This window comes from Serratia sp. 22278, assembly GCF_052045405.1.
GTDB lineage: Bacteria > Pseudomonadota > Gammaproteobacteria > Enterobacterales > Enterobacteriaceae > Serratia > Serratia marcescens.
This window is the reverse complement of the sequence record NZ_JBQEOW010000004.1, coordinates 138668-164104: the sequence shown is the minus strand read 5'-3', so window position 1 is coordinate 164104 and position 25437 is coordinate 138668. Positions and strand designations below refer to the sequence as shown.

The 25437-nt window shown below is 59.0% G+C and carries 26 protein-coding genes; 15 read left to right on the top strand and 11 right to left on the bottom strand.

Annotated features, from left to right (window positions below):
- Positions 1 to 282 precede the first annotated feature (282 nt).
- The gene (gene tig, locus ACTJJ6_RS10610; protein ID WP_440801352.1) at positions 283 to 1587 is read right to left on the bottom strand and encodes a trigger factor; all 1305 of its coding nucleotides are present in this window, start codon (positions 1585 to 1587) and stop codon (positions 283 to 285) included.
- A gap of 367 nt (positions 1588 to 1954) precedes the next feature.
- Positions 1955 to 2269 (bottom strand): transcriptional regulator BolA, encoded by a 315-nt coding sequence (gene bolA / locus ACTJJ6_RS10605; RefSeq protein ID WP_004940361.1) that lies wholly within the window; start codon positions 2267 to 2269, stop codon positions 1955 to 1957.
- A gap of 314 nt (positions 2270 to 2583) precedes the next feature.
- Between bolA and ACTJJ6_RS10600 the strand changes: the two genes are divergently transcribed.
- From ACTJJ6_RS10600 to ACTJJ6_RS10565, 8 genes are all read left to right on the top strand, one after another.
- On the top strand, positions 2584 to 3162 hold the full coding sequence (locus ACTJJ6_RS10600) for a lipoprotein (RefSeq protein WP_004940363.1): 579 nt from the start codon (positions 2584 to 2586) through the stop codon (positions 3160 to 3162).
- Positions 3163 to 3213: 51 nt separating this feature from the next.
- Entirely contained in the window at positions 3214 to 4692 is a 1479-nt protein-coding gene (gene ampG / locus ACTJJ6_RS10595; protein ID WP_016928861.1) for a muropeptide MFS transporter AmpG, read from the top strand.
- 440 nt (positions 4693 to 5132) lie between these two features.
- Positions 5133 to 6083, top strand: a complete 951-nt coding sequence (gene cyoA / locus ACTJJ6_RS10590; RefSeq protein ID WP_004940365.1) for a cytochrome o ubiquinol oxidase subunit II — start codon at positions 5133 to 5135, stop codon at positions 6081 to 6083.
- Positions 6084 to 6086: 3 nt separating this feature from the next.
- Complete coding sequence (cyoB, locus tag ACTJJ6_RS10585; protein WP_004940366.1) at positions 6087 to 8078, top strand: cytochrome o ubiquinol oxidase subunit I; 1992 nt, start codon at positions 6087 to 6089, stop codon at positions 8076 to 8078.
- Positions 8068 to 8682, top strand: coding sequence for a cytochrome o ubiquinol oxidase subunit III (locus ACTJJ6_RS10580; protein ID WP_004940367.1), 615 nt, complete (start codon positions 8068 to 8070; stop codon positions 8680 to 8682). The genes cyoB and ACTJJ6_RS10580 overlap by 11 nt, the downstream gene beginning before the upstream one ends.
- Complete coding sequence (locus ACTJJ6_RS10575) at positions 8682 to 9020, top strand: cytochrome o ubiquinol oxidase subunit IV (RefSeq protein ID WP_016928864.1); 339 nt, start codon at positions 8682 to 8684, stop codon at positions 9018 to 9020. The genes ACTJJ6_RS10580 and ACTJJ6_RS10575 overlap by 1 nt, the downstream gene beginning before the upstream one ends.
- A 17-nt stretch (positions 9021 to 9037) precedes the next feature.
- The gene (gene cyoE / locus ACTJJ6_RS10570; RefSeq protein ID WP_015376842.1) at positions 9038 to 9928 is read left to right on the top strand and encodes a heme o synthase; all 891 of its coding nucleotides are present in this window, start codon (positions 9038 to 9040) and stop codon (positions 9926 to 9928) included.
- Positions 9929 to 10126: 198 nt separating this feature from the next.
- Positions 10127 to 11491 (top strand): MFS transporter, encoded by a 1365-nt coding sequence (locus ACTJJ6_RS10565; RefSeq protein ID WP_176519329.1) that lies wholly within the window; start codon positions 10127 to 10129, stop codon positions 11489 to 11491.
- A gap of 34 nt (positions 11492 to 11525) precedes the next feature.
- On the opposite strand, the gene ACTJJ6_RS10560 is transcribed toward ACTJJ6_RS10565, so the two are convergent.
- Positions 11526 to 12017: a YajQ family cyclic di-GMP-binding protein gene (locus tag ACTJJ6_RS10560; protein WP_004940373.1), complete on the bottom strand. Its 492-nt coding sequence runs from the start codon at positions 12015 to 12017 to the stop codon at positions 11526 to 11528.
- Positions 12018 to 12199: 182 nt separating this feature from the next.
- On the opposite strand from ACTJJ6_RS10560, the gene panE reads away from it, so the two are divergent.
- Both panE and yajL read left to right on the top strand, forming a co-directional pair.
- The gene (panE, locus tag ACTJJ6_RS10555; RefSeq protein ID WP_079449607.1) at positions 12200 to 13111 is read left to right on the top strand and encodes a 2-dehydropantoate 2-reductase; all 912 of its coding nucleotides are present in this window, start codon (positions 12200 to 12202) and stop codon (positions 13109 to 13111) included.
- Complete coding sequence (gene yajL / locus ACTJJ6_RS10550) at positions 13074 to 13664, top strand: protein deglycase YajL (protein WP_033641150.1); 591 nt, start codon at positions 13074 to 13076, stop codon at positions 13662 to 13664. Before panE ends, yajL begins: the two co-directional genes overlap by 38 nt.
- A gap of 65 nt (positions 13665 to 13729) precedes the next feature.
- Here the strand turns inward: yajL and thiI are convergent, their stop codons facing one another.
- On the bottom strand, positions 13730 to 15178 hold the full coding sequence (gene thiI / locus ACTJJ6_RS10545; RefSeq protein WP_004940377.1) for a tRNA uracil 4-sulfurtransferase ThiI: 1449 nt from the start codon (positions 15176 to 15178) through the stop codon (positions 13730 to 13732).
- Positions 15179 to 15338: 160 nt separating this feature from the next.
- Between thiI and xseB the strand changes: the two genes are divergently transcribed.
- From xseB to ACTJJ6_RS10525, 4 genes are all read left to right on the top strand, one after another.
- Positions 15339 to 15602 (top strand): exodeoxyribonuclease VII small subunit, encoded by a 264-nt coding sequence (gene xseB / locus ACTJJ6_RS10540; protein WP_015376838.1) that lies wholly within the window; start codon positions 15339 to 15341, stop codon positions 15600 to 15602.
- Positions 15603 to 15607: 5 nt separating this feature from the next.
- Positions 15608 to 16528, top strand: coding sequence for a (2E,6E)-farnesyl diphosphate synthase (gene ispA / locus ACTJJ6_RS10535; RefSeq protein WP_016928868.1), 921 nt, complete (start codon positions 15608 to 15610; stop codon positions 16526 to 16528).
- 34 nt (positions 16529 to 16562) lie between these two features.
- Positions 16563 to 18428, top strand: a complete 1866-nt coding sequence (gene dxs / locus ACTJJ6_RS10530) for a 1-deoxy-D-xylulose-5-phosphate synthase (RefSeq protein ID WP_028128213.1) — start codon at positions 16563 to 16565, stop codon at positions 18426 to 18428.
- A gap of 106 nt (positions 18429 to 18534) precedes the next feature.
- Positions 18535 to 19509, top strand: coding sequence for an aldo/keto reductase (locus ACTJJ6_RS10525; protein WP_016928870.1), 975 nt, complete (start codon positions 18535 to 18537; stop codon positions 19507 to 19509).
- Positions 19510 to 19542: 33 nt separating this feature from the next.
- Here ACTJJ6_RS10525 and pgpA read toward each other — a convergent pair whose 3' ends face one another.
- The 6 genes from pgpA to nrdR form a co-directional block, all read right to left on the bottom strand.
- Entirely contained in the window at positions 19543 to 20037 is a 495-nt protein-coding gene (gene pgpA / locus ACTJJ6_RS10520; protein ID WP_016928871.1) for a phosphatidylglycerophosphatase A, read from the bottom strand.
- On the bottom strand, positions 20030 to 21022 hold the full coding sequence (gene thiL, locus ACTJJ6_RS10515; RefSeq protein ID WP_440801340.1) for a thiamine-phosphate kinase: 993 nt from the start codon (positions 21020 to 21022) through the stop codon (positions 20030 to 20032). The genes pgpA and thiL overlap by 8 nt, the downstream gene beginning before the upstream one ends.
- 51 nt (positions 21023 to 21073) lie before the next feature.
- Positions 21074 to 21490: a transcription antitermination factor NusB gene (nusB, locus tag ACTJJ6_RS10510; protein ID WP_004940384.1), complete on the bottom strand. Its 417-nt coding sequence runs from the start codon at positions 21488 to 21490 to the stop codon at positions 21074 to 21076.
- A gap of 20 nt (positions 21491 to 21510) precedes the next feature.
- Positions 21511 to 21981: a 6,7-dimethyl-8-ribityllumazine synthase gene (gene ribH / locus ACTJJ6_RS10505; RefSeq protein ID WP_004940385.1), complete on the bottom strand. Its 471-nt coding sequence runs from the start codon at positions 21979 to 21981 to the stop codon at positions 21511 to 21513.
- A 107-nt stretch (positions 21982 to 22088) separates the two neighbouring features.
- Positions 22089 to 23198 (bottom strand): bifunctional diaminohydroxyphosphoribosylaminopyrimidine deaminase/5-amino-6-(5-phosphoribosylamino)uracil reductase RibD, encoded by a 1110-nt coding sequence (gene ribD / locus ACTJJ6_RS10500; RefSeq protein ID WP_016928874.1) that lies wholly within the window; start codon positions 23196 to 23198, stop codon positions 22089 to 22091.
- 10 nt (positions 23199 to 23208) lie between these two features.
- Positions 23209 to 23658 carry a transcriptional regulator NrdR gene (gene nrdR, locus ACTJJ6_RS10495; protein ID WP_004940387.1) on the bottom strand — a complete coding sequence of 150 codons (450 nt, stop codon included), beginning with the start codon at positions 23656 to 23658 and terminating at the stop codon, positions 23209 to 23211.
- Positions 23659 to 23832: 174 nt separating this feature from the next.
- Here nrdR and ACTJJ6_RS10490 point away from each other — a divergent pair, with 174 nt between their 5' ends.
- Entirely contained in the window at positions 23833 to 24393 is a 561-nt protein-coding gene (locus ACTJJ6_RS10490) for a DUF3251 domain-containing protein (protein ID WP_016928875.1), read from the top strand.
- Positions 24394 to 24458: 65 nt separating this feature from the next.
- On the opposite strand, the gene secF is transcribed toward ACTJJ6_RS10490, so the two are convergent.
- Positions 24459 to 25427, bottom strand: a complete 969-nt coding sequence (secF, locus tag ACTJJ6_RS10485; RefSeq protein ID WP_004940389.1) for a protein translocase subunit SecF — start codon at positions 25425 to 25427, stop codon at positions 24459 to 24461.
- Between the last annotated feature and the right edge of the window lie 10 nt (positions 25428 to 25437).

Below are 25437 nucleotides of genomic sequence, written 5' to 3'. Positions count from 1 at the left end.
AGAATCATTCTTTACAGATTGGGGGATCCCGGCGCAATTTCAAGCCCAGGGGCCGATTTTCTCCGCGCGCCGAAAACGATGCCGTTAATCTGACCGTTATCATGCCAGCCAGTTCCCCAGGCAACAGGGTAAATATAGTGCATATTAACCCGCTTAACCTGAGATTAATCAGCAACGTGGCAAAAAGAAAAGCCCGCAACCTGAGGTTGCGGGCTTTTTCATCGTGCGCCGGTTCGCCAGGCGAAACCGGGGGCGCCATTCATCGCGCCCGGCACGCCGGCATTACGCCTGTTGAGTCTGGTTCATCAGCTCGCTGAAGGTAGTGGCTTTTTCAGTCACTTTCGCTTTTGCCAGCAGGGCTTCAACCGCTTGCTCTTCCAGAGCCACGTTGCGCATGTTGTTCATCAGCTCTTTGTTTTTGCTGTAGAACTCGATGACTTCGCTTGGATCTTCGTAGGCAGAAGCCATTTCTTCGATCAGCGTCTTCACGCGGTCTTCGTCAGCTTTCAGATCGTTGGTGCTGATCACTTCGCCCAGCAGCAGGCCAACCACTACGCGGCGTTTCGCTTGCTCTTCGAACAGTTCGCGTGGCAGTTCCAGCGCTTGCTTCTCGTTGCCGCCGAAACGCTGTGCAGCCTGACGACGCAGCACGTCGATTTCGCCGTCGATCAGGGCAGCAGGCACGTCGATTTCGTTCGCGCTCACCAGGCCGTCGATCGCCTGAGACTTGATACGGTTACGCACGGCGCCTTTCAGCTCGCGCTCCATGTTCTTGCGAACTTCGGTGCGCAGGCCGGCAACGGAACCGTCCGCCACGCCGAAACGCTTGATGAACTCTTCGGTCAGTTCCGGCAGCTCGCGCTCTTCAACTTTCTTCAGCACGATAGCGAATTTGGCCGCTTTGCCCTTCAGGTTTTCCGCGTGGTAGTCTTCCGGGAAGTTCACGTCGATGGAGAACTCTTCGCCCGCTTTGTGACCAACCAGACCTTCTTCGAAGCCTGGGATCATGCGGCCCTGGCCCATTGCCAGCACGAAGTCGGACGCTTTGCCACCTTCGAACTCTTCACCGTCGATAGAACCGGTGAAGTCAACGGTCACGCGATCTTCAGCTTCCGCTGCGCGATCGGTTTCTTTCCAGGTTGCCTGCTGCTTGCGCAGGGTATCCAGCATCGCGTCGACGTCTTCGTCGTTCACTTCAACCACGGGTTTTTCAACTTCGATGTTTTCCAGGCCTTTCAGCTCAACTTCTGGATACACTTCGAACTCAACGGCGAAAGTGAAGTCATCACCTTCTTTGTACTCGCCCGGCACGTAGTTTGGTGCGCCGGCCGGATTAATCTTTTCTTTGATGATCGCGTCAACGAAGCTGCGCTGCATCGCTTCGCCCAGCACGTCCTGACGAACAGAGGCGCCGTAACGCTGTTCCACGATGTTCATCGGCACTTTGCCTTTGCGGAAGCCGTCGATACGCACGCTTTTCGCTGCGTTGATCAGCTCTTTCTTCACCGCCTGCTTGATAGTATCAGCCGGTACAGTAATAGAGAGACGGCGCCCAAGGCCTTGAGTGGTTTCTACTGAAACTTGCATCTTGTTACCTCAAAAAAATCACAGTGCTCGGTCAACTCCGTTCCAAGAACCAGGACGGCTACAGATAAGAACCGAGTTCCCTGATGACAGAAGCGTCCCGAAACCATTCCGGAAAAATAAGACGCGACATTATAGCGGCGCATGCGTGGCGAGTCGAGGAAAGCTAGGCGGCGCAGGCGCGCTAAAACTCACACTTTTGCCGATTCGATCGCCAAAAGGCCGCCAAAACAGACCGAACGTTGGCCACATTGCGCGTCGGCCATGTCGTCGTCAAAAACAGAAACGGCCCGCAGGCCGTTTCAAAATTCGTCAGTAGTAATACCCTAATTCAAGGGCAAAGTTCCACTGATACCTGAAAATTTCCCCCTCAGGCCAGCGTGCCCGCGCCGCGACACGGCGGCGAGGCCGGCACGGTATCCTGCAGACCTTCCCACTCTTTGAGCGTATAGGTATGCAGCGCCAGCGCGTGTACGCCGTCCGCCAGCTCCTCCGACAATACGCCGTAGATGGAGCGGTGGCGCGTCAAAAAACGTTCGCCGACGAAGCGATCGCTGACCAATACCACTTTGAAATGGCTTTCTGAACCCGCCGGAACGTTATGACGATAGCTTTCATCAACGACTTCCAGATACGCGGGCTCAAACGCCGCCCTTAACTTTGCTTCTATTTGCTCGCGAATCATAGGATCTCCTTACAACACCGGCAGAGGACCGTGCCCATCTAGTTCAATATTAGCCGGTTTTCCCCCGTTTAGACCATCGCCGGGACAAATTTCTCTTTTCTGCGGTCAAATGATGAGCGCCATCCCCGCCGCTTGGGGGATTATCCGATTGAGCGGGCCAAAAAAGCGTGTTTTTATCAACGGCAGGTAAAAATTTGTCACTCAGGCGCCTTCCGCGCTTCCACCGCACGGCGGCGATGCTATGATGTCGGCAATTTGTTGTCGGCTATCCCGCTCTGATTATTGCTAAATCCATCGAGAATGAGACAGAAAACATGTTAAAGAAACTTTGTCTTCCTTTGCTGGCCGCCCTGCTGCTGGCCGGCTGCGCGACCAGCAGCAACACCCTGAACGTCACGCCGAAAATCGTTCTGCCGCAGCAGGATCCTACCCTGCAGGGCATCACTGTCAGCATCAACGGCGCGGATCAGCGCACCGACCAGGCGCTGGCCAAGGTGAACCGCGACGGCCAGCTGGTCACGCTGACGCCGTCGCGCGATCTGCGTTTCCTGCTGCAGGAAGTGCTGGAGAAACAGATGGGCGCACGTGGCTACATGATCGGCGCCGACGGCCCGGTGGCGCTGCAAATCGTCGTCAATAATCTGTACGCGGACGTCGCCGAAGGTAACCTGCGCTACAACATCACCACCAAAGCCGACATCTCGATCATCGCCCAGGCGAAGAACGGCAACAAGCAGGTGAAGAATTACCGCTCGACCTATAACGTGCAGGGCGCCTTCACGGCGACCAACGAGAAGATCACCGACGCCGTCAACTCCGTGCTGGGCGACGTGATCGCCGACATGGCTCAGGACACCAGCGTCAACGATTTCATCAAGCAAAACGCGCGTTAATCGCCGCGCCTTGTGCCGCCCGGCGGATCGGGCGGCGCAGACAGGGAACTCATGTCGAAACACTATTTGAACATCTTCACCCAGCGTAACTCCGCCATTCTGCTGCTGCTGGGCTTCGCGTCGGGTCTGCCGCTGGCATTGACCTCCGGCACGCTGCAAGCCTGGATGACCGTCGAAAATATCGATCTGAAAACCATCGGCATCTTCTCGCTGGTGGGCCAGGCCTACGTCTTCAAATTCCTCTGGTCGCCGTTCATGGACCGTTATACCCCGCCGTTTCTCGGGCGGCGGCGCGGTTGGCTGCTGATCAGCCAGCTGTTGCTGGTGGCGGCGATTGTGGCGATGGGCTTTATGCAGCCCGCGCAGCACCTGTGGTGGCTGGCGGCGTTGGCGGTGCTGGTGGCGTTCTGCTCCGCCTCGCAAGATATCGTGTTCGACGCCTATAAAACCGACCTGCTGAAAGCCGAAGAACGGGGCACGGGCGCAGCGATCTCGGTGCTGGGTTATCGGCTGGCGATGCTGGTTTCCGGCGGCCTGGCGCTGTGGTTGGCGGATCGCTATTTCGGCTGGCAAGCCACCTACTGGCTGATGGCCGGGTTGATGCTGATCGGCGTGGCCGCCACGCTGCTGGCGCCGGAGCCGGACGAAAACATCCCGGCGCCGCGCACCATGGAACAGGCGGTCGTCGCGCCGCTGCGCGATTTCTTCGGCCGCAACAACGCCTGGCTGATCCTGCTGCTGATCGTGATGTACAAAATGGGCGACGCTTTCGCCGGCAGCCTGAGCACCACTTTCCTGATCCGCGGCGTGGGGTTCGACGCCGGTGAAGTCGGGCTGGTGAACAAAACCCTCGGCCTGTTCGCGACCATCGTCGGCGCCCTGTTCGGCGGCGTGCTGATGCAGCGTCTCAGCCTGTTCCGCGCGCTGATGCTGTTCGGCGTCCTGCAGGCGGTCTCCAATCTCGGGTATTGGATCCTGGCGGTGACCGACAAGAGCCTGCTCACCATGGGCAGCGCCATCTTCCTCGAAAATCTGTGTGGCGGCATGGGCACCGCGGCCTTCGTCGCGTTGCTGATGACGCTGTGCAACCGGTCGTTCTCCGCCACCCAGTTCGCGCTGCTGTCGGCGCTGTCCGCCGTAGGGCGTGTCTATGTCGGCCCGATCGCCGGCTGGTTCGTCGAAGCCCACGGTTGGCCGTTGTTCTACCTGTTCTCTATCGCCGCTGCCCTGCCCGGCTTGCTGCTGCTCGGTATCTGTCGTCAGACGCTGGAGCACACCCAGCAGCATGGCAATTTTATGCCGCGCACCGAGTTTTCAGAATCTTACCGTTGGGCACTGCGCTTGCTGACGCTAGGCTGTTCGCTGTTGGGCCTGTGGTTGCTGTTGCTTATCGCCAATGCGCTGGATTGGACGCAGGCCCCGCAGTTGGCCGATCGGCTGCTGCAGGCCGGCGCCGCGCTGAGCCTGCTCGGCGTCGCAATGGGCAGTACGTTGGATTACCTCGCCCTGCGCCGCACCCGTTTGGCATAATCTGAACGGCCGGTGATTTCGCCGGCCGAAAAAAAAGCGATCCGGGGGTATATTTATTTCGGTAAAAAAAGATAATCGGCGCGGAAATTATTTTTTTATCCGACTGCCGCGCTCGGAAATAAAATTAAATTCACCTTTAAGACACAATTATTTTACATTAAATAAACCTTTTCTGCGTATTTCCCCGCCGCGCATTTCTTCGCCAAATTCATCATACCTTTAGTTTTCCTTAACATACGGGCTGCTCGTCACGATTCAGCGTGCCAACGCGTTGTTGTCATTGGTAAATTGTCACGCAGGGTTACATCTGTGACCCCCTTAACAGAAAGTGTCAACAAGCCGCTGACACTCCCTTAAGCATGTTTACAGTACTGCAACCTTCCCGTAAAATGCCCGCACACATGAAACGACAATTGAGCCTTTGTTATTGAGGTCGTTAGATGAGACTTAAGAAATACAATAAAAGTATTGGGATGCTGTCATTAATCGCAGGCACTGTATTGCTCAGTGGCTGCGATATGGTTTTGATGAATCCCAAAGGAGCAATTGGTGTTGAGCAACGGACACTGATTATCACTGCAATCGCGTTGATGTTGATCGTAGTGGTGCCAGTTATCTTCATGGCGTTCGCCTTTGCCTGGAAGTATCGCGCTTCCAACAAAGACGCCAAGTACAGTCCGAACTGGGCCCACTCCAACAAGATCGAAGCGGTCGTCTGGACCATTCCTATCATTATCATCGCCATCCTTGGCACCATTACCTGGAAGACCACCCACGAACTCGATCCGTTCAAGCCGATTGTCACTGACAAGAAGCCGATGACGATCGAAGTGGTGTCGCTCGACTGGAAATGGCTGTTCATCTACCCGGAACAAGGCATTGCGACCGTTAATGAGCTGGCTTTCCCGAAAGATGTTCCAGTCGAATTCAAGATCACCTCTAACTCGGTAATGAACTCGTTCTTTATCCCGCAGTTGGGTGGACAGATTTATGCGATGGCCGGCATGCAGACCAAACTGCACCTGATCGGCAACGAAGCCGGTGCCTACAAAGGTATCTCCAGCAGCTACAGCGGCGCAGGCTTCTCCGGTATGAAATTCACCGCGATCGTTACCCCGACCGAAGGCGACTTCGATCAGTGGGTGGCCAAGGTGAAGGCATCGTCTAAAAACCTGAACACCACCGACGACTTTAACAAACTGGCAGAGCCGAGTGAAAACAACCCGGTTGAGTACTTTGCCGCTGTCAAACCGAATTTGTTCAAAGAAACAATTGCCAAATTCATGGGCGACATGGATATGCACAAGGGCGCTGGCGCGCACGAAGGCATGGACATGAGCCAAGGTATGGACATGGGTGAACATGCTGCTCACGCCGGAGCCGAGGAATAACTGATGTTGGGAAAATTAACACTTGATGCGGTTCCGTACCACGAACCGATCATCATGGTCACCGTAGCCGCAATTATTGTCGGGGGCCTGGCAGTGCTGGCGCTGCTGACGTATTTCGGCAAATGGAAGTGGCTGTGGAGCGAATGGCTGACTTCGGTCGACCATAAAAAAATTGGTATCATGTACATCATCGTGGCGATGGTCATGCTGCTGCGCGGCTTCGCCGACGCCATCATGATGCGTAGCCAGCAGGCGTTGGCGTCCGCCGGCGAAGCCGGGTTCCTGCCGCCGCACCACTACGACCAGATCTTCACCGCGCACGGCGTTATCATGATCTTCTTCATGGCGATGCCTTTCGTGGTCGGCCTGATGAACGTCGTGGTGCCGCTGCAAATCGGTGCGCGTGACGTCGCCTTCCCGTTCCTGAACTCCCTGAGCTTCTGGTTCTTCGTGGTGGGCGTTGTGCTGATCAACATCTCCCTGGGGGTCGGTGAATTCGCTCAGACCGGTTGGCTGGCGTATCCGCCGCTGTCGGGTAAAGAGTACAGTCCTGGCGTCGGGGTCGATTACTGGATCTGGAGTCTGCAGATTTCCGGTCTGGGTACCCTGCTGACCGGCGTGAACTTCTTCGCCACCATTCTGAAGATGCGTGCCCCTGGCATGCCTATGATGAAGATGCCGGTGTTCACCTGGGCGGCGTTGTGTACTAACGTCCTGATCATCGTTTCTTTCCCAATTCTGACCGTCACCATCGCGCTGCTGACCCTGGATCGCTATCTGGGCACCCATTTCTTCACCAATGATATGGGCGGCAACATGATGATGTACATCAACCTGATTTGGGCCTGGGGTCACCCAGAGGTGTATATCCTGGTTCTGCCGGTGTTCGGCGTGTTCTCCGAAGTCACCGCGACCTTCTCCAGAAAACGCCTGTTCGGCTATACCTCACTGGTATGGGCAACCATCGCGATCACCGTTCTGTCGTTCATCGTCTGGCTGCACCACTTCTTCACCATGGGGTCCGGCGCGAACGTTAACGCCTTCTTCGGTATCGCCACCATGATCATTTCCATCCCGACCGGGGTGAAAATCTTCAACTGGCTGTTCACCATGTATCAGGGCCGTATCAAGCTCAACTCCGCGATGCTGTGGACCGTTGGCTTCATCATCACCTTCTCCGTGGGTGGTATGACCGGCGTTCTGCTGGCGGTGCCGGGCGCGAACTTCGTGCTGCACAACAGCCTGTTCCTGATCGCTCACTTCCACAACGTCATCATCGGCGGCGTGGTGTTCGGTTGCTTCGCGGGCCTGACCTACTGGTTCCCGAAATCCTTCGGCTTCACGCTGAACGAAAAATGGGGCATCCGCGCGTTCTGGTTCTGGATCATCGGCTTCTTCACCGCCTTCATGCCGCTGTACGCATTGGGCTTTATGGGCATGACCCGTCGTATCAGCCAGAACATCAACCCTGAGTTCCACCCTCTGCTGCTGGTTGCAGCCGGCGGTGCGGCGCTGATCGCCTGCGGCATCCTGTGCCAGCTGACCCAGATCTTCGTCAGTATCCGTGACCGCGAACAGAACCGCGATCTGACCGGTGACCCATGGGGTGCTCGTACTCTGGAGTGGTCAACCTCGTCTCCACCGCCGTTCTATAACTTTGCCGTAGTGCCGCAGATTCATGACCGTGATGAATTCTGGGACATGAAAGAAAAAGGCGAAGCGTATAAGAAACCGGCTAAATACGAACCGATTCATATGCCTAAGAACACCGGCGCCGGCGTTATCATCGCCTTCTTCAGCCTGGTATTCGGTTTCGCAATGATTTGGGAAATCTGGTGGATGGCTCTGGCCGGCTTCATCGGTATGATCGTTGTCTGGATCGGCAAGAGCTTCGATCACGATGTTGACTACTATGTGCAGGTTGATGAAATCGAGCGCATTGAGAACCAACACTACGAACAAATCCGTAAAGCAGGCGTGAACCATGTCAACTGAAACTCTGACCAATCATAACGCAGCCCATGCAGAGCATGGGCACCACGACGCGGGAGAGACCAAAGTCTTCGGATTCTGGATCTACCTGATGAGCGACTGTATTTTGTTTGCGAGCTTGTTCGCGACTTATGCAGTCCTGGTGAACGGGACCGCTGGCGGTCCCTCAGGCAAAGACATCTTCGACCTGAAGTTTGTCCTGGTTGAAACCTTCCTGCTGCTGTTCAGCTCCATCACCTACGGCATGGCGATGATCGCCATGAACAAAGGTAAAGTTGGCGGTGTAAACACCTGGTTGTTCCTGACCTTCCTGTTTGGTCTGGGCTTCGTGGCGATGGAAATCTATGAATTCCATCACCTGATCGCCGAAGGCTTCGGTCCGGATCGCAGCGCGTTCCTGTCCAGCTTCTTCGCGCTGGTCGGCACCCACGGTCTGCACGTGACTTCCGGCCTGATTTGGATCATCGTGCTGATGATTCAGGTGAGCAAGTTCGGCCTGACCGCGACCAACAAAACCCGCCTGATGTGCCTGAGCCTGTTCTGGCACTTCCTGGACGTGGTCTGGATCTGCGTATTTACCGTTGTCTACCTGCTGGGGGTTATGTAATGAGCCATTCATCCCATGAAACCTCTCACGGCGGCGCAAGCCACGGCAGCGTGAAGTCATACCTGATCGGCTTTATCCTGTCGATCATCCTGACGGTAATTCCATTTGCGATGGTAATGAACGGCTCCGCCTCTCATTCCACCATCCTGGCGGTTGTTGTCGGTATGGCGGTTATCCAGGTGATTGTTCACCTGGTTTACTTCCTGCACATGAACACCTCATCGGAAGAGCGCTGGAACCTGGTGGCATTGCTGTTCACCGCTATGATCATCGGTATCGTTGTTGTAGGTTCACTCTGGATTATGTACAACCTCAACATCAATATGATGGTCGATTAAGAGCTGAGCTGCACGTGATGATTAAGCAATACCTGCAAGTCACTAAACCAGGAATTATTTTCGGCAATTTAATTTCTGTCGTTGGGGGATTCCTGCTCGCTTCCAAAGGGAGCATCGACTATCCCCTGTTTCTCGCCACCCTGGTGGGTGTCTCGTTGGTGGTCGCGTCGGGCTGTGTGTTTAACAACTACATCGACCGCGACATCGACAAGAAAATGGAGAGAACGAAGAATCGGGTGCTGGTAAAAGGCCTGATCGCGCCGAGTGTCACCCTGGTTTATGCGACCGTGTTGGGTATTGCGGGCTTCGCGTTGCTGTATATCGCGGCCAACCCGCTGGCCATGTGGCTGGCGGTGATGGGCTTCGTGGTTTATGTCGGCGTTTACAGCCTGTACATGAAACGCCATTCGGTCTACGGCACGCTGATCGGCAGCCTGTCGGGCGCCGCGCCGCCGGTTATCGGCTACTGCGCGGTGACCAACGAGTTCGACGCCGGCGCGTTGATCCTGCTGGCTATCTTTAGCCTGTGGCAGATGCCGCATTCTTATGCGATCGCTATCTTCCGCTTTAAAGATTACCAGGCGGCCAACATTCCGGTGCTGCCGGTGGTGAAAGGCATTTCCGTCGCCAAGAACCACATCACGGTCTACATCCTGGCATTTATGATCGCCACGCTGATGCTGACCCTGGTAGGTTATGCCGGCTACAAGTACCTGATCGTCGCTGCGGCGGTGAGCGTATGGTGGCTGGGCATGGCGCTGCGCGGTTACAAGACCGAAAACGACAGCGTCTGGGCGCGTAAACTGTTCGTGTTCTCCATCGTCGCCATCACCTCGCTGAGCGTGATGATGTCGATCGACTTCAGCGCCACGGCGGCGCCTGAAGCGCTGGTGACCTACGTTTGGTAAGCCAAATCATCTGTGAATGGGCCGCTTTTGCGGCCCATTTTATTTGTCACGCCCAAAAGCGGCCAAACTGTAATATCTGTTAAACAACATTCGATTTACCCCCCCTGCCCCGCACACTAAAATGACGCAGCTTTACAGAAATCATGCCATCAGGCGCTGTCTCAACGTCTGATGGCATGGTTTTTACCGAGGTTTGATGTGAACGATAATTCAATGACCCCGCAGGAGCGCCGCGCTACCTGGGGATTGGGCACCGTATTCTCCCTGCGCATGCTCGGCATGTTTATGGTATTGCCGGTGCTGACCACCTACGGCATGGCGCTCAACGGCGCCAGCGAAGCGCTGATCGGCATCGCCATCGGCATCTACGGCCTGGCGCAGGCGGTGTTTCAGATCCCGTTCGGCCTGGTGTCCGATCGCATCGGCCGCAAACCGCTGATCGTCGGCGGCCTGCTGATTTTTGCCCTCGGCAGCGTGATCGCCGCGGTCACTGACTCTATCTGGGGCGTGATCCTCGGCCGCGCGTTGCAAGGCTCCGGCGCCATCGCCGCCGCGGTAATGGCGCTGCTCTCCGATCTGACCCGCGAGCAGAACCGCACCAAAGCGATGGCGTTCATCGGCGTCAGCTTCGGTATCACCTTCGCCATCGCCATGGTTCTGGGCCCTATCATCACTCATGCCTTTGGCTTACATGCGTTGTTCTGGATGATCGCCGTGCTGGCGCTGGCCGGCATCGTCATCACTCTGGCAGTAGTGCCTTCCGCCGATACCCATCTGCTGAACCGCGAGTCCAGCATCGTGCGCGGCAGCTTCCGCAAAGTGCTGAGCAACTCGCGCCTGCTGAAGCTCAACGTCGGCATCATGTGCCTGCATATCCTGCTGATGTCGAGCTTCGTGGCGCTGCCGCTGGCGATGGAGAAAGCCGGGCTGGCGGCCAGCGAACACTGGATCGTCTACCTGGTGACCATGCTGGTGTCGTTCGCCGCCGTAGTGCCGTTCATCATCTATGCCGAAAAGTATCGCCGCATGAAGCAGGTGTTTATGGGCTGCGTGGCGGTGCTGTTTTGCGCCGAAGTGCTGCTGTGGCTCTCCGGCGCGCACCTGTGGGGCATCATCGCCGGCGTACAGCTGTTCTTTATGGCCTTTAACGTGATGGAAGCCATTCTGCCTTCGCTGATTAGCAAAGAGTCACCGGCCGGCTACAAAGGCACCGCGATGGGGGTCTACTCCACCAGCCAGTTTATCGGCGTGGCGATAGGCGGCAGCCTCGGCGGCTGGCTGTACGGTTTGCAGGGGGCAGGCTTGGTGTTTATCGCTGGTGCCGTGTTGGCCGCCGTCTGGTTCCTGGTCAGCAGCACCATGAAAGAGCCGCCGTATGTCAGCAGCCTGCGCATTACGCTGTCGGAACTGGCGGTGAAGGATTCGGCGCTGGAAAGCCGCCTGAAGGCGCAGCCCGGCGTGGCCGAGGCGATCGTGGTGCCGGAAGAGCGCAGCGCCTACGTCAAGGTGGACACCAAGCAGACCAATCGCGGTCAGTTGGAAGCGCTGGTCAATTCGCTGTAAAGAAACGGGGCCGGCAATGCCGGCCCCGTAGAGATTAATCGCGGAAGTTCTTGAACTGGAACGGCTGCCCCAGATCGCCGCCGCGCACCAGCGCCATCACGCTCTGCAAGTCGTCGCGTGATTTGCCGGTCACCCGCACTTCTTCGCCCTGGATCTGCGCCTGCACCTTCAGCTTGCTGTCTTTGATCAGCTTGACGATTTTCTTCGCTACAGAGGTTTCAATCCCCTGCTTCAGCTTGGCTTCCACGCTGTAGGTTTTACCGCTGTGGGTAAACTCTTCCGGGATCTCCAGCGCGGCGCCGTCGATGCTGCGCTTGCTCAGCTTTTCGCGCAGAATGTCGAGCAGCTGCTGCACCTGAAAATCAGACTCGGTGGCAACCTTAATGCTTTGGTTTTTCTCGTTTAGCTCAAAGCTGGCCGGCACATTGCGAAAATCCCAGCGGGTGCCGAGATCGCGGGTGGCGTTCTCAACGGCGTTACGCACTTCCTGCATATCAATTTCGGAAACGATGTCGAAAGATGGCATACTTCTTCCTCCTGAATGAGTGCCTAATAGCTTAGGCGATTTTGATGCCGAGCATGATAACCGCTTTGCCGCCTCAGACAAAATCTGCTGAACGCACGCAGGGATAGCGCTTCAGGCTGCCATAAAGCCTATAGTTAAATCACGGTAATTGAGCGGTATTCCCGTGTTTCCAAGGAGACTGAATGAAAATAACCATTCTTGGTTGCGGCGCGCTCGGACAACTGTGGCTCTCCCGGCTGTATCAGCAGGGCCACGATGTACAGGGATGGCTAAGAGTGCCGCAACCTTTTTGCGCCGTGAACGTGATCGAGCCGGAAGGCGTCTCGTTTAATCGCAATTTGCCCACCAACGATCCTGAGCACCTCGCGCAGAGCGAGCTGCTGCTGGTGACGCTGAAAGCCTGGCAGGTGTCCAGTGCGGTCAGCGCGCTGCTGCCGAAGCTGAACCCTCAGTGCGCCATTTTGCTGTTGCATAACGGCATGGGCACCCAGGAGGAACTGCCGCCAAACGGCCAGCCCATCCTGCAGGGCACCACCACCCACGCCGCGCGCCACGAAGGCAGCACCATTATCCACGTCGCCACCGGCATCACCCACATCGGCCCAACCTCGCCGGCCGCCCAGCACCTCAGCCACCTGGCGGAAGTGCTGCATCAGGCTTTGCCTGACGTTGCCTGGCACAACAATATCGCCTCGGCCAACTGGCGCAAGCTGGCGGTCAACTGCGTGATCAACCCGCTGACGGCGCTGTACGGCTGTCGCAACGGCGATCTGCAGCGCTACCCGGAGCAAATCGAAGCGCTGTGTCGTGAAGTCGCCAGCGTGATGGCGATGGAGGGCTACCACACCTCCTGCGAAGGCCTGATGCAATATGTGATGGACGTGATCCACAGCACCGCCGACAACGTTTCGTCGATGCTGCAGGATATCCGCAGCCAGCGACACACCGAGATCGACTACATCACCGGCTACCTGCTGCGCCGCGCGCGCAGCCACGGCCTCACGCTGCCGGAGAATGCGCGGCTGTTTGAATTGATTAAACGAAAGGAAAATGAATATGAGCGTATCGGCGCTGGTTTGCCTGGCACCTGGTAGCGAAGAAACCGAAGCCGTCACCACCATCGATCTGCTGGTGCGGGCGGGCGTAAAAGTCACTACCGCCAGCGTCGCCGGCGACGGCGAGCTGACTATCGTCTGTTCACGCGGCGTCAAACTGCTGGCCGATGCGCCGCTGGTGGCGATCGTCGATGAGCCTTTCGACGCCATCGTGCTGCCCGGCGGCCTGAAAGGCGCAGAATGCTTCCGCGACAGCCCGTTGCTGGTGGAAAAAGTGCGGCAGATGCACCTGCAGGGGAATATCGTCGCCGCCATCTGTGCGGCGCCGGCGCTGGTGCTGCAGCACCACGATCTGTTCCCGGTCGGCAACATGACCGGCTTCCCGGGCCTGAAAGACCAGATACCGGCGGAAAAATGGATGGAGCGCCGCGTGGTGTACGACGCGCGCGTCAACCTGCTCACCAGCCAGGGGCCGGGCACCGCGATGGAGTTCGCGCTGAAGCTGATAGACTTGCTGCTCGGCAAGGCCAAAGCGGCGGAGATCGCCGCGCAGCTGGTGCTGATCCCGGGAATGTACGATTTCCGCGACTGAGCGGCTTGCCGATAAAAAAGGGCTGAACATCGGTTCAGCCCTTCTCGTTTATGGCGCTCCGCGCGTTACGGGCGATAAACCTTCACGTTGCTGAAGCCCTGCTCCAGCAGGTACAACGCCTGCAGACGGCTCATCACGCCGCGCTCGCAGTACAGCAGGTAGGTTTTGCTTTGGTCCAGATCGCCGAATTGGGTGCTCAGCTTGTAGAACGGCAACGCTTTCACTTCAACCTGTTCCAGCTGCAGCGGCTTCTCTTCCTGCTCGTCGTTGGAGCGGATATCCAGGATCACCTCATCGGCGCCGAAGGCCGCAACGGTTTCTACCTCGGTCACCTGCTCCTGCGCCTGCTCGGCGATGGAGCGAATATCAACGTTCTTCGCCTCGCTCACCACCCGATCGAGAATGCTGAAATCGAAGTGGCTCTCTTCCTCTTCGATCTTGGCCTTGACGGCTTTTACCGTCGGGCTCTTCGAAATCACGCCGCAGTATTCCGGCATGGTTTTGGCGAAGTCTTCGGTGCCGATTTCACGCGCCAGTTTGATGATGTGCTCTTTATCGTGCGAGATCAGCGGACGCAGGATCAGGGTGTCGGACGCGTTATCGATCAGGCGCAGGTTGGTCAGCGTCTGGCTGGAGACCTGCCCCAACGCTTCGCCGGTCACCAGCGCCTGCACGCCATAGCGTTCGGCCACTTGCGAAGCGGCGCGCACCATCATGCGCTTGAGCACCACGCCCATCTGGCCGTCGTCGACCTTCTCCAGGATCTCGCCCACCACCGGCTCGAAGTCAATGGCGACGAAGCGCACCTTGTGCGAGCTGGCGAAGCGGTTCCACAGGTAGTGCGCCACCTGCTTCACGCCGATCTCGTGCGCGGCGCCGCCCAAATTGAAGAAGCAGAAGTGCACGCGGCAGCCGCGACGCATCAGCATGTAGCTGGACACACCCGAATCGAAACCGCCGGAAATCAGCGACATCACGTCTTCCTGGGTGCCGACCGGGTAACCGCCGATGCCTTCGAGGCGGCGTTTGACCAGCATCAGCTTGTCGTCTTCAATCTCCAGATTTACCGTGACCTGCGGGCGGGTAAGATTAACGCGCGCGCTCTCGATATGCTGGTTCAGGCCGCCGCCGACGTAACGCTCCACGTCCTGCGAATTGAACGCCTGCTTGCCGCGGCGCTTGACGCGCACGCAGAAGGTTTTGCCTTCCAGCTGGGCGCGGTAGGCTTCCAGCGTCTGCTCGAAGATGTGGTGGATGTCGGTATAAGCGCGATCTTCCACTTCCAGAATATGGTGGATGCCGGGAATGCGCGTCAGCGCGTCGGCGATGATCGGCCGCTGGTTTTCATCTTTGGCGCGAACTTCGATATGATCCCAGTGACGGACGACCGCCAGCGTTTCATCATACTGCTTCAGGACGTTGCGAATATTGGTCGAGAGAATCTTGATAAAGCGCAAGCGCACAGATTGGCTCTTGATGGTGATTTCCGGGAACAATTTAATGATAAACTTCATGGCGGTCTTTGTTGTCAGATAAGAATTACGGCGCGGAGTATATCACCATATCGCCGCGCTCTGCGCACAAAACCACACATGAGCGCCATGATTTGCTAATCAAGATCCGCTAGGATAGGCTCTGGCGCCACGGTTCACATGATGACGTAAAAAGAAAATTATGCCGAAAAAACCAGCACAATCAGCCAGTACAGAGCAAACAGCCAGCTTTGAAAGCGCCCTCGGCGAGCTGGAAAGCATCGTGACGCGTCTGGAGTCGGGCGAACTGCCGCTGGAAGACGCGCTGAACGAATTCGAACGCGGCGTGCAGCTGGCGCGCCAAGGCCAGCAGAAACTGCAACAGGCGGAACAGCGTGTGCAGATACTTCTTAACGACAGCGCCGACGATGCGGCGCTGGCGCCTTTCACACCGGATGCCGAGTAACCGACATGTCTGAGATCGCCCCATCGGCCGCTTTTGCCGATCAACTGCAGATTTTCCGCCAGCGCGCCGATCGCGCGCTGCTGGACTTCATCGCCCCGCTGCCGTTCAACGACGGCAACATGGTGGCGGCGATGCGTCATGGCGCCTTGCTGGGCGGCAAGCGCCTGCGCCCGTTCCTGGTGTACACCACCGGCCAGATGTTCGGCGTGTCGCTGGCCAACCTGGACGCGCCGGCGGCGGCGGTGGAATGCATTCACGCCTACTCGCTGATCCATGACGATCTGCCGGCGATGGACGACGACGATCTGCGCCGCGGCCAGCCGACCTGCCACATTAAATTCGGTGAAGCCAACGCGATCCTGGCCGGCGATGCGCTGCAAACGCTGGCGTTTTCGATCCTGGCCGATGCCGAGATGCCTGACGTGGCGCTGCGCGATCGGCTGGCGATGGTTTCCGAACTGGCGACCGCCAGCGGCGTAGCCGGCATGTGCGGCGGCCAATCGCTGGATCTGGAAGCTGAAGGCAAGCACGTCGATCTGCAGGCGCTGGAACAGATCCACCGCCACAAAACCGGCGCGCTGATCCGCGCGGCGGTGCGCCTGGGCGCGCTGAGCGCCGGCGAAGCCGGGCGAGCGGCGCTGCCGCAGCTGGATCGATATGCCGCCGCGGTTGGCCTGGCGTTCCAGGTGCAGGATGACATTTTGGACGTTGTCGGCGAGACTGAAAAGATCGGCAAGCGCCAGGGAGCGGACCAACAACACGGAAAGAGTACCTACCCGGCGTTGCTCGGGCTTGACAGCGCGAAAGCAAAAGCGTGGGATCTCTATCAGGAAGCATTAGCTGCATTAGACACTTTGGCAGCGCAATCTTACAACACAGCGCCATTGCGAGCGTTAGCCAGCTTCATTATTGAACGCGACAATTAACGTGTGACGTTAACTCCTCTGATATGAGTATCGAATGAGTCTTGATATAGCCAAATACCCAACCCTGGCGCTAGCGGAAAACCCCGAGGAACTCCGCTCACTGCCCAAAGAGAGCTTGCCGAAGCTGTGCGATGAGCTGCGGCAATATCTGCTGAACAGCGTCAGCCGCTCCAGCGGCCACTTTGCCTCCGGGCTGGGTACCGTCGAACTGACGGTGGCGTTGCATTTCGTCTACAACACGCCGTTCGATCATCTGGTGTGGGACGTCGGCCACCAGGCCTACCCGCACAAAATCCTGACCGGCCGCCGCGACCGGATCGCCACTATCCGGCAAAAGAACGGCTTGCACCCCTTCCCGTGGCGTGCCGAAAGCGAATACGACGTGCTGTCGGTCGGCCATTCGTCAACCTCGATCAGCGCCGGCCTCGGCATGGCGGTGGCGGCGGAGCGTGAAGGCAAAGGCCGCCGCACGGTGTGCGTGATCGGCGATGGCGCCATCACCGCCGGCATGGCGTTTGAAGCGATGAACCACGCCGGCGACATCAATCCGGACATGCTGGTGGTGCTGAACGACAACGAGATGTCGATCTCGGAAAACGTCGGCGCGCTGAACAACCATCTGGCGCAGCTGCTGTCCGGCAAGCTTTATTCCACCCTGCGCGAAGGCGGCAAGAAAGTGCTGGCCGGCGTGCCGCCGATCAAGGAGCTGGTGAAACGCACCGAAGAGCACCTGAAAGGCATGGTGGTACCGGGCACGCTGTTCGAAGAGCTGGGCTTCAACTACATCGGCCCGGTAGACGGGCACGACGTACAGGGGCTGGTCGCCACGTTGAAAAACATGCGCGATCTGAAAGGCCCGCAGCTGTTGCACATCATGACCAAGAAAGGCCGCGGTTACGCGCCGGCGGAGAAGGATCCGATCAGCTTCCACGCGGTGCCGAAGTTCGATCCCGCCAGCGGCACGCTGCCGAAAAGCGCCGGCGGTCTGCCGACCTATTCGAAAATCTTCGGCGACTGGCTGTGTGAAACCGCCGCCAAAGACAGCTCGCTGATGGCGATCACGCCGGCGATGCGCGAAGGCTCCGGCATGGTGCAGTTCTCCCGCGACTACCCGCAGCAATATTTTGATGTGGCGATCGCCGAGCAGCACGCAGTCACCTTCGCCGCCGGGCTGGCGATCGGCGGCTACAAGCCGGTGGTGGCGATCTATTCCACCTTCCTGCAACGCGCCTACGACCAACTGATCCACGACGTGGCGATCCAAAACCTGCCGGTGATGTTCGCCATCGATCGCGGCGGCATCGTCGGCGCCGATGGTCAGACTCACCAGGGTGCGTTCGATCTGTCGTTCATGCGCTGCATCCCGACCATGGTGATCATGACGCCGAGCGACGAAAACGAATGCCGCCAGATGCTGTATACCGGCTATCACTACAATGCCGGCCCGAGCGCCGTGCGCTATCCGCGCGGCACCGGCACCGGCGCGGCGCTGGAGCCGCTCAACATGCTGCCGATCGGCAAAGGCGTGGTGCGCCGCCAGGGGGAAAAGATCGCCATTCTCAACTTCGGCACTCTGCTGCCGGAGGCCGCGCAAGCGGCGGAAGCGCTCAACGCCACGCTGGTCGACATGCGCTTCGTCAAGCCGCTGGACGAGCAGTTGGTGCTCGAACTGGCCGCCAGCCATGAAACGCTGGTGACGCTGGAAGAAAACGCCATCATGGGCGGCGCCGGCAGCGGCGTCAACGAACTGCTGATGGCCAAACGCCGGCCGGTGCCGGTGCTGAACCTCGGTCTGCCTGACAGCTTCGTCTCGCAGGGCAGCCAGGAAGAGCTGCGCGCCGATCTGGGGCTGGACGCCGCCGGCATTCAGCGCCAAATCGAAACCTGGCTGGCGCAGTAATCCCCCCCGCGCCTGAAAAAACGCCTCCGCTCTCGGAGGCGTTTTCGTTTCCGCCCTCCGGGATCCGCGCTACAGTTACTGTCTGAGCTGTGAATGGGAGGCAAACATGAAGTACCTGAAACTGGGCAACACCGATCTGAACGTTTCGCGCATCTGCCTGGGTTGCATGACCTACGGCGAACCGAATCGCGGCAATCACGCCTGGACGTTGCCGGAAGAGAGCAGCCGCCCGCTGCTGAAACAGGCGCTGGAAGCCGGCATCAACTTTTTCGACACCGCCAACAGCTATTCCGACGGCAGCAGCGAGGAGATCCTCGGTCGGGCGCTGCGCGACTATGCGCGCCGCGAGGACGTGGTGATCGCCACCAAGGTCTATTTCCCACTGAGCAACCTGGAGCGCGGTTTGTCGCGCGCCAAGATCATGCAGTCCATCGACGACAGCCTGCGGCGTCTGGGCACCGACTATGTCGATTTGCTGCAGATCCATCGCTGGGATTACGAAACGCCGCTGGAAGAGACGCTGGAAGCGCTGCATGACGTGGTGAAAGCCGGTAAAGCGCGATACATCGGCGCCTCCTCGATGTACGCCTGGCAGTTCGCCAAAGCGCTGTATACCGCCGATCTGCACGGCTGGACGCGCTTTGTCAGCATGCAGGATCAATACAACCTGATCCAGCGCGAAGAAGAACGCGAGATGCACCCGCTATGCGCCGCCGAAGGCATTGCCGTACTGCCGTGGAGCCCGCTGGCGCGCGGCCGCCTGACCCGCCCCTGGGGCGAAACCACCGCGCGGCTGGTCTCCGACCAGTTCGGCAAGAGCCTGTACGAGGACACTGAAGGCATCGACGCCATCATCGCCGAGCGCGTCGCCAGCCTCGCCGACGAACGTGGCGTTTCACGCGCGCAGATCGCGCTGGCCTGGCTGCTGAACAAACCGACGGTCAGCGCGCCGATCGTCGGCGCTTCACGCAGCGAGCAGTTGGATGACGCCATCGCCGCGGTCGATTTGAGTTTGTCGCCACAAGAGGTGGCGGAACTGGAGACGGCCTACGTGCCGCACCGGGTGACAGGGTTTGAATAAAGAGAAGCGGGCGCGAAGAAGCGCGCCCGTCTGTCAGAACAGCCCGATAGGCCAGTGGTGGCCAATCAGGTAGATGATGCCGGCGGACAGCACGCCGGCGATGATATCGTCGACCATGATGCCCATGCCGCCATGCACGTTGCGGTCGAACCAGCGGATCGGCCACGGCTTCCACATATCCAGAATGCGGAAGATGACGAAACCGGCGGCGACCCAGCGCCAGTCGTTGATCGGCAGCGCCATCAGCGTGATCCACATGCCGACGAACTCATCCCAGACGATGCTGCCGTGATCGTGCACCTTCATGTCTTTTGCCGTGCGGTGGCAAATATAGACGCCGATACAGATGCTGAACATCACCGCCAGCGAGTAGAGCTGCCACGGCAGCTGGATCAGCAGCAGCCAGAACGGGATCGCCGCCAGCGATCCCATGGTGCCCGGCATCACCGGCGACAAACCGCTGCCAAAACCGGTGGCCAGCAGGTGCCACGGATTGCTCATCCGCAGCCGACGCTTGGCTTCATCCATGGGCGCCCGGCTCCGCATTGAAATGATCGAACCCGGCCCAGTCCAGCTCTACCGCTTCGTCGTCGCGATAATAGCGGATGCCTTCAGACAGCGGACCAATTTGGCCGATGCAGGTGTAGTCGGCGCCGAGGTGGCTCAGCGCCACTTCCAGCGCGCCGCGGTTGATCTCCGGCACGGTGAAGCACAGCTCGTAATCTTCGCCGCCCGCCAGCGCCCAGCGCAGCGCCTGCTCGGCGTCGGTGTGGCTGCTCAGCGCCTGCGACATCGGCAGCTCGTCCAGCACGATGCGCGCCCCGCAGTCGCTGGCCTTCAGGATGTGTTTCAGATCGGAAATCAGGCCGTCGGAGATGTCGATCGCCGAGCTGGCCAGATCCCGCAGCGCCTGCCCCTGCAGCACCCGCGGCTGCGGCCGCAGATGGCGAGCGAGCAGGTAATCGCGCGCCGCCGCATCCGGCACCGCCAGGCGATCCTGCAGGATCGCCAGACCGGCGGCGCTGTCGCCCAGCGTGCCGGTCACGTAGATCCAGTCGCCGATGCGCGCGCCGCTGCGGGTCAACGCCCGACCGGCCGGGATCAAACCCTGAATGGTTAACGTCATGCTCAGCGGGCCGCGCGTGGTATCGCCGCCGATCAGCTGCATGCCGTAATAGTTGAGCTGATCAAACAGGCTGTCGCTGAAGGCCTTCAGCCAGGGTTCGTTCACCTCCGGCAGGGTCAGGGCCAGCGAGAGCCACGCCGGATCGGTGCCCATCGCCGCCAGATCGCTCAGATTGACCGCCAGCGCTTTATAACCGAGATCGGCCGGATCGATATCCGGCAAGAAGTGCACGCCCGCCACCAACGTATCGGTACTGACGGCCACCAGCTGTTTTTCCGGCACTGCCAGCAGTGCGCAGTCATCTCCAATGCCCAACTGTACATCCCGGCGCACGCGCTTAAACCGGTCAAAATAGCGGGCAATGAGGTCAAATTCGCCGCATGCCATATCGATATTCCACGAGAAGAAATTAAGGCCGGGAATGCCGGCCTTAATGTTTTACTTTTTCTTGCGAAGGGTTGGCGCCACTTTATCCAGCACCCCGTTCACAAACTTGTGGCTGTCTTCCGCGCCGAAGGTTTTCGCCAGCTCGATCGCTTCGTTGATCGCCACTTTGTAAGGGACATCCTCGCGCATCTTCAGTTCAAACAGCGCGACGCGCAGCACCGCGCGCTCCACCTGGCCCAGCTCTTCGAGCTGACGCGACAGGTATGGCGCCATCAGTTCGTCCAGCATACCTGCATTCACTGCCGCGCCGGACAGCAACTCGCGAAAATAGGCGACGTCAACATCTTTGACATCCTGCTCCGTCAGGAACTGGTGTTCAACATCGGCAAGGTCGTTTTTAGACAACTGCCAAGAGTAAAGCGCTTGAACAGCGCACTCACGAGCGCGGCGACGAGCAGCAGGTTTCACGGAATTCCCCTTAACTAAATTCAGGCTTTAATAGCTTTGATAACATTAATCATTTCAAGTGCGGTCAACGCGGCTTCAGCGCCCTTGTTGCCCGCTTTGGTGCCGGCGCGTTCGATCGCCTGTTCGATGCTTTCGGTGGTCAGCACGCCAAAGGCAACCGGGATTTCGGCATTCATCGCAACGTTGCCGATGCCGGAGCTGGCTTCGCCCGCCACATATTCGAAGTGCGCGGTGCCCCCGCGGATAACGGTGCCCAGCGCGATAACCGCGTCGTATTTGCCGGTTTTGGCCAATACGCTCGCCGTCAGCGGCAGCTCGTAAGCGCCCGGGACCCAGACAACGGTGATGTTGTCGTCAGCAACCTGACCAATGCGTTTCAGCGCGTCGATGGCGCCTTCCAGCAGGCTGTCGTTGATGAAATTGTTAAAACGTGCAATTGCGATCGCCACACGGGCATTTGGAGTAGCAACAACACCTTCGATAACTTTCATGGGCTTTCCTTAAAAATGGGTTCAATACCCCGCAGGGGGGCGGATTCTATCATATTCTTTCATCGCCTGCGCGGCGCTTTTGTAAAACCGGCGCGCGGGCGCGAGATTCAGTGTTTCGCCCGCAGGCGCAAACGCAGATCGGGGCCGACCTGGCGCACGTCGCTAAAGACGAATTCCGGCGCGTCGGCCAGCCGTTCCAGGCCCGGCAGATGACACAGGCCACGGCCATTATCGCCCAACAGTTTCGGCGCGATGTACAAAATGAGCTCATCCACCAGGCCGGCCTGCAGCAGCGCGCCGGCCAGCATTGCGCCCGCCTCTACCCAGATTGAATTCACCTGGCGCTTGGCCAACAGCATCATCATCACCACCAGATCAATGCCGCCGCCGTGCGCCGGGCAGATAAACTGTTCGACCTCTTGCGGCCAGGCCTGTTCATCCGCCTGCAGGCGCGCCAGCCAGGTAGCGCCCGGCTGCTGCACCACGCGGTGCTGCGGGGTGATGCGATTTTGGCTGTCGAGCAGGATGCGCAGCGGCTGGCGCAGATTTTCGCGCGGATAGAGGCGCTGCGTCTCGGCGTCCAGCTCATCCCAACGCACCGTCAGCGACGGATCGTCCGCCAGCACGGTGGCGCTGGTGCTGAGAATCGCGGCGCTCTGCGCGCGCAGGCGCTGCACGTCCTGACGCGCTTCGGGTGAGGTGATCCACTGGCTCTCGCCGGTGGCCATCGCCGTGCGGCCGTCCAGCGACGCGCCCAGCTTCAGCTGCACGTAAGGGAAACCGGTGCGCATGCGCTTGAGGAAGCCCAGGTTGACCGCTTCGGCCTCGGCCAGCATCAGGCCATGACGGACTTCGACGCCGGCCTGCTGCAGCTTGTACAGCCCGCGCCCCGCCACCTGCGGATTGGGATCTTGCATCGCCGCGACCACCCGCGTCACGCCGGCGGCCACCAGCGCATCGGCGCAGGGCGGCGTGCGGCCGTGGTGGCTGCACGGCTCGAGCGTCACATAGGCGGTGGCGCCGCGCGCCTTGTCGCCCGCCATGCGCAGCGCGTGCACTTCCGCGTGCGGCTCGCCGGCGCGCAGATGGTAGCCTTCACCGACAATTTCGCCGTCGCGCACGATAACGCAGCCGACGTTCGGATTGGGCGCGGTGGTGAAACGCCCCAGGCGCGCCAGTTCGAAGGCGCGCGCCATATAAAATTCGTCGTGATGCATGAAAGATCCTTTAGTCTTGCAGGCGGGCAATCTCTTCGCCGAACTCGCGCACGTCCTCGAAGCTGCGGTACACCGACGCAAAGCGAATGTAGGCGACCTTATCCAGCTTTTTCAACGCGTCCATCACCAGATTACCCACCAGTTTGGTCGGCACTTCGCGTTCGCCGGTGGCGCGCAGTTGGGATTTGATATGATTAAGGGCGTTTTCCACATCGTCCGAGCTTACCGGGCGCTTTTCCAGCGCTTTCAGCATGCCGCGGCGCAGTTTGTCTTCGTTGAACGGCTCGCGCACCTCATCGCTTTTAATCACTCGCGGCATCACCAGCTCGGCCACCTCGAAGGTGGTGAAGCGCTCATTGCACACCAGACACTGGCGGCGGCGGCGCACTTGCGAACCGTCCCCCACCAGGCGGGAATCAATGACTTTGGTATCAACGGCGGCGCAGAAAGGGCAATGCATAACACGTCCTGATAAACGTTTTTATAGATAAACGCAGTTTACCCCGAAGTGCAGCCACAACAAAGGGCGGCGGCCATTTGTTGCAACACGCCGCCGGGAAGCGGCGCCGATATGACTTTCCCCTCCGAGCGGACTAAGCTGATAGCAGGAGATTCAGCATAGGAAATCGCCGTCATGACAACCTGTTACCCCAAAATCGCCCTGCTCGCCGCCGCCGTGTTGCTGGCAGGCTGCGCGCACAACGCCGCCGTGCCTCAACTGCGCCATCAGGTCGCCGCGCTGAACCAGAAAGTGAGCGTGCTGACCGATCAAACCACCGCGCTGGAGCGGCAGAATATGCTCAATCAGCACTCCGACAACGGCGTCTACCTGCTGCCGGCGGCCCGAAGCGCCGCCCGTTTGCAGAGCGGCATCGGCGAGCTGAGCGTTTCGCTGAGCCACATCAAGAGCGAAGCCAACGGCACGCAGGCGCAGCTGCATGTGCGCATCCTCTCACAGGCCACGCTGCCGCCGTTCAAAGCGGTGGTGGAATGGGGCCAACTGGACGACGCCACCGGGCGGCCGCTGACCGCCGAGGCGCTGTCGCAACCGATCGCCAGCGCCGATTCGCTGCTGCCGAAACCCGGCCAGGACTTTGAGCTGCGCTTCAGCGGCGTGACGCCGGAACAATTGGGCTATATCCGTCTGCACAGTCTGGTTTCGACCGCCCAACCGGCGGTGGTGCAGCAACGCTGAAACCCAAAGCAAAAAAAAGGAGCGCCGATGGGCGCTCCTTTTCATTTCGCTGAATACTGCGGCGGTTAAGGCAGAATCGAAGGCTGATCCGCGCCCTCTTTTTCCACTTTTTGCTGCAGCATGTGCTCGCGTTTCATCCCCAGTTTCAACGCCAGCGCGGACGCGACGTAGATGGAGGAGACGGTACCGATCGACACGCCGATCAACATCGCCAGCGAGAAACCTTGCAGCATCGCGCCACCGAAGATGTACAGCATCAGCACCACCATCAGGGTAGTACCGGAAGTCATCAGCGTACGGCTCAGCGTCTGGGTCAACGACACGTTCATGATCTCGTAAGGCGTGCCGCGGCGGATCTTGCGGAAGTTTTCACGAATACGGTCGGAAACCACGATGCTGTCGTTCAGCGAGTAACCGATAACCGACATCAGGGACGCGACGATGGTCAGGTCAATCTCGATGTGGAACAGCGACAGCACGCCCAGCGTGATGATCACGTCGTGCGCCAGCGCGATAACCGCCCCCAGCGCCAGGCGCCATTCGAAGCGGAAACCGACGTAGATCAGGATACAGATCAACGCCACCAGCAGCGCCATGCCGCCGGTTTGCGCCAGTTCGCTGCCCACGCTCGGGCCGACGAACTCGATGCGCTTCACGGTGGCGTTTTTATCCACCGAGTCGTTGATCACGCCGATCACCTTGTTGCCCAGTTCCTGGCCTGCGGTGCCGGTCGCCGGTGGCATGCGCACCATCACGTCGCGGCTGCTGCCGAAGTTCTGGATGATCGGATCCTGGAACCCGGCCTTCTCCAGCGTATCGCGCATCAGGTCGAGGTTAGCCGGTTTCTCCAGGTTGATTTCAATCACCGTACCGCCGGTGAAATCCAGACCCCAGTTAAACCCGCGCACCGACATGGTGACGATCGACGCGACCAACAGCAGCAACGAGATGCCGAAGGCCAAATAGTCCCAGCGCATAAAGTCGTAGACTTTACGGCCGTAGTTGAGTTGCTCAACAGTATAATCCTGTGCCACAACGCACTCC

Excerpts from the sequence above, each read along its gene's own strand:
- panE (WP_079449607.1), top strand. The coding sequence starts at position 12,200 with ATGAAAATAACCATTCTTGGTTGCGGCGCGCTCGGACAACTGTGGCTC.
- ACTJJ6_RS10525 (WP_016928870.1), top strand. The coding sequence starts at position 18,535 with ATGAAGTACCTGAAACTGGGCAACACCGATCTGAACGTTTCGCGCATC.
- ACTJJ6_RS10600 (WP_004940363.1), top strand. The coding sequence starts at position 2,584 with ATGTTAAAGAAACTTTGTCTTCCTTTGCTGGCCGCCCTGCTGCTGGCC.
- ampG (WP_016928861.1), top strand. The coding sequence starts at position 3,214 with ATGTCGAAACACTATTTGAACATCTTCACCCAGCGTAACTCCGCCATT.
- ispA (WP_016928868.1), top strand. The coding sequence starts at position 15,608 with ATGTCTGAGATCGCCCCATCGGCCGCTTTTGCCGATCAACTGCAGATT.
- bolA (WP_004940361.1), bottom strand. The coding sequence starts at position 2,269 with ATGATTCGCGAGCAAATAGAAGCAAAGTTAAGGGCGGCGTTTGAGCCC.
- thiL (WP_440801340.1), bottom strand. The coding sequence starts at position 21,022 with ATGGCATGCGGCGAATTTGACCTCATTGCCCGCTATTTTGACCGGTTT.
- yajL (WP_033641150.1), top strand. The coding sequence starts at position 13,074 with ATGAGCGTATCGGCGCTGGTTTGCCTGGCACCTGGTAGCGAAGAAACC.
- thiI (WP_004940377.1), bottom strand. The coding sequence starts at position 15,178 with ATGAAGTTTATCATTAAATTGTTCCCGGAAATCACCATCAAGAGCCAA.
- ribH (WP_004940385.1), bottom strand. The coding sequence starts at position 21,981 with ATGAAAGTTATCGAAGGTGTTGTTGCTACTCCAAATGCCCGTGTGGCG.
- cyoE (WP_015376842.1), top strand. The coding sequence starts at position 9,038 with ATGATTAAGCAATACCTGCAAGTCACTAAACCAGGAATTATTTTCGGC.
- nrdR (WP_004940387.1), bottom strand. The coding sequence starts at position 23,658 with ATGCATTGCCCTTTCTGCGCCGCCGTTGATACCAAAGTCATTGATTCC.
- ACTJJ6_RS10560 (WP_004940373.1), bottom strand. The coding sequence starts at position 12,017 with ATGCCATCTTTCGACATCGTTTCCGAAATTGATATGCAGGAAGTGCGT.
- cyoA (WP_004940365.1), top strand. The coding sequence starts at position 5,133 with ATGAGACTTAAGAAATACAATAAAAGTATTGGGATGCTGTCATTAATC.
- ACTJJ6_RS10490 (WP_016928875.1), top strand. The coding sequence starts at position 23,833 with ATGACAACCTGTTACCCCAAAATCGCCCTGCTCGCCGCCGCCGTGTTG.
- dxs (WP_028128213.1), top strand. The coding sequence starts at position 16,563 with ATGAGTCTTGATATAGCCAAATACCCAACCCTGGCGCTAGCGGAAAAC.
- ribD (WP_016928874.1), bottom strand. The coding sequence starts at position 23,198 with ATGCATCACGACGAATTTTATATGGCGCGCGCCTTCGAACTGGCGCGC.
- xseB (WP_015376838.1), top strand. The coding sequence starts at position 15,339 with ATGCCGAAAAAACCAGCACAATCAGCCAGTACAGAGCAAACAGCCAGC.
- pgpA (WP_016928871.1), bottom strand. The coding sequence starts at position 20,037 with ATGGATGAAGCCAAGCGTCGGCTGCGGATGAGCAATCCGTGGCACCTG.
- ACTJJ6_RS10580 (WP_004940367.1), top strand. The coding sequence starts at position 8,068 with ATGTCAACTGAAACTCTGACCAATCATAACGCAGCCCATGCAGAGCAT.
- cyoB (WP_004940366.1), top strand. The coding sequence starts at position 6,087 with ATGTTGGGAAAATTAACACTTGATGCGGTTCCGTACCACGAACCGATC.
- tig (WP_440801352.1), bottom strand. The coding sequence starts at position 1,587 with ATGCAAGTTTCAGTAGAAACCACTCAAGGCCTTGGGCGCCGTCTCTCT.
- ACTJJ6_RS10575 (WP_016928864.1), top strand. The coding sequence starts at position 8,682 with ATGAGCCATTCATCCCATGAAACCTCTCACGGCGGCGCAAGCCACGGC.